The 2,636-nt window shown below is 72.5% G+C and carries 1 protein-coding gene; it reads left to right on the top strand.

Going from position 1 to position 2,636, the window contains the following annotated elements; translation table 11 throughout:
* Positions 1 to 27: 27 nt before the first annotated feature.
* Positions 28 to 2,636: beta-ketoacyl synthase N-terminal-like domain-containing protein (locus ABD52_RS36955; protein ID WP_235437685.1), on the top strand; the 2,609-nt coding region annotated here is incomplete at its 3' end.

Below are 2,636 nucleotides of genomic sequence, written 5' to 3'. Positions count from 1 at the left end.
CCCGCAGCCCCGGCCCCCACCGGGCACGTGCTTCCGCTCTCAGCCCGCAAACCGGAGCAGTTGCGCCAGCTCGCCGCTCGCCTACGCGACTTCCTCCGCGGCCCGGGCGCCGAGGTGCCGCTGACCGCCGTCGCGTGGACCCTGCAAGCTGGCCGCGCGGCGCTCAAGGCTCGCGCCGTCTGGTTGGTACGCGACCACGAGGACGCCGTCCGGGTCCTCGACGACTTCGTCACCTCCGCGGACGGCGTACCGCAACCCACAACAGCCGGCGACACCACCGCCGGCTCGCTCGCGGACGCCTGGCAGTCCGGCACCACGGTCGACTGGACCGTCCTGCACGCCCCGTCCGACCGGCACATCGTCTCGCTGCCGCACTACCCGTTCGCGCGCGACAGTTACTGGCTCCCGCACATCGAACCGTCGCCAACCACCGAGGAGCGCCCCCTGATGACATCAGCTCCGGCCGGGGACGATCCCGTCGACACCCCTGCCGCACCGTCCCCGAGCGAGATCACGGCAGTGATCGCCGACGTCATCGGCGTACGACCGGCTGACATCGACGACGACGACCGTCTCAGCGACCTGGGTTTCGACTCGGTCACCATGGTCACCCTCGCCACGCGGCTGTCCCGTCTGAAAGGCGCGGAGATGAATCCCGCCGTACTCTACGGATTCCCGCACGTCGCGGCGCTCGTCGACGCCGTCCGTGGCGCGACTCCGGATACGTCGGTCGCGCCGACTCCACCAGTCACGCCGGTTTCGCCGACCCCACCGGTCACGCCGGTTCCGTCGACTCCGCCGGTCGCGACCACTCCCGAGCGGCACCGCACACCACGCCCGTCGACCGGCGAGGGCATCGCCATCATCGGGTTGGCCGGCGCCTTCCCCGGATCACCGGACCTCGACACGTTCTGGGACCACCTGGTCTCCGGTGACGACCTGATCACCGAGCCTCCGCCGGGGCGGTTCACCGGGCAAGACAAGGCCGGCGCGACGCGCTGGGGCGGGTTCCTCGACGACATCGACGCCTTCGACGCGGACTTCTTCCGGATCAGTCCCCGGGAAGCCGGCCTGATGGACCCCCACCACCGGCTGTTCCTGCAGACCGCCTGGTCGGCCATCGAAGAGGCCGGCTACGACCCCACGTCGATGGCCGGCAGCGCCTGCGGCGTCTTCGTGGGCGTGGCCTCCAGCGAGTACGCCCAGCTCGCCCGCCGTGCCGCGACGACCGTCGACGGGCAGCTGGTCACCGGCAACGACCACAGCATGGTGGCGAACCGGCTCTCCTTCCTGCTGGACCTGCGGGGGCCCAGTGAGCCGGTCGACACCGCGTGCTCAAGCTCGCTGGTCGCCGTCCACCGGGCGGTCCAGGCGTTGCACAGCGGTGACTGTGAGGCGGCCGTCGTCGGCGGCGTCAACGTCATCCTCACTCCCGACGTCTTCGACGCGTTCGGTAACTCCGGCATGCTGGCGCCCGACGGGCGGTGCAAGTCCTTCGACGCCCGCGCCGACGGATACGTGCGCGGTGAGGGAGTCGGGGCGCTGGTGCTCAAGCCGCTGAGCCGGGCGCTGGCCGACGGCGACCACGTGCACGCCGTGATCGCCGGTACCGCCGTCAACCACGGCGGCCACGCCACGTCGCTGACCGCGCCGAACCCAGCTGCCCAAGCCGACGTGCTGGTCCGTGCCTGGGAACGCGCCGGCATCACCCCCGACGACCTGTCGTACGTCGAGGCGCACGGCACCGGCACGGCGCTCGGTGACCCGATCGAGATCGAGGGCCTCAAGGCCGCGTTCGCCCGCGGATCCGGCGCGTCACGGCAGCAGTGCGGGCTGGGCAGCGTCAAGAGCAACATCGGGCACCTGGAAACCGCCGCGGGTGTGGCCGGCGTCATCAAGGTCGTCCTGTCGCTGCGGCACCGCATCCTGCCGCCGACGCTGCACCTGGTGGAGGTCAACCCGCTCGTCAAGCTCCGCTCCTCGCCGTTTCACCTGGTCACCTCGACCCGGTCCTGGGACGCCCGGACCGGGGCGGGGGAGTCCCGGCCACGGGCGGCCGGAGTGAGCTCGTTCGGCTATGGCGGCGCGAACGCCCACGTGGCCCTGACGGAGGCGGCTCCTCGGCCGGCCATTCAGGCCGGCACCCCTGCCGGACCGCAGCTGTTCGTCCTCAGCGCGCAGGACGATGAGCGCCTGCGCGCCTACGCGCGACGCCTGCTCTCGTTCCTGCAGCGGTACGAGGCCGGCGGCCGACTCCACGAACTGCCGCCCGCCGACGTCGCCCACACGCTGCGCGTCGGCCGCCCCGCGCTCGCCGCCCGACTCGCCGTGGTCGGCGACTCACTGGGCCACCTCGCCGACGCGCTGCGCGCCTTCGTCGACGGTGTACCGGACAAGGCGGTGTTGACCAGCCGAGCCAACGGCGGGCCGGACCTCACCCCGGAGGTGCTGGACCATCTCACCGACCGGGCCCGTGCCGGCGCCCTCGCCCCGCTGGCCCAGGCCTGGGTCGACGGCGCCGACATCGCGTGGGCGGCACTGCACCGGGTGGGACAGGGCAACCGCGTCAGCCTGCCCACCTATCCGTTCCGGAAGACGCGGCACTGGCTGCCCGCAACGGCGGCGCCGGCCCCGGC

The organism is Micromonospora sp. RV43 (assembly GCF_001029515.1).
Classification (GTDB): Bacteria; Actinomycetota; Actinomycetes; order Mycobacteriales; family Micromonosporaceae; genus Micromonospora; species Micromonospora aurantiaca.
This window is presented reverse-complemented; position numbering and strand designations above follow the sequence as displayed.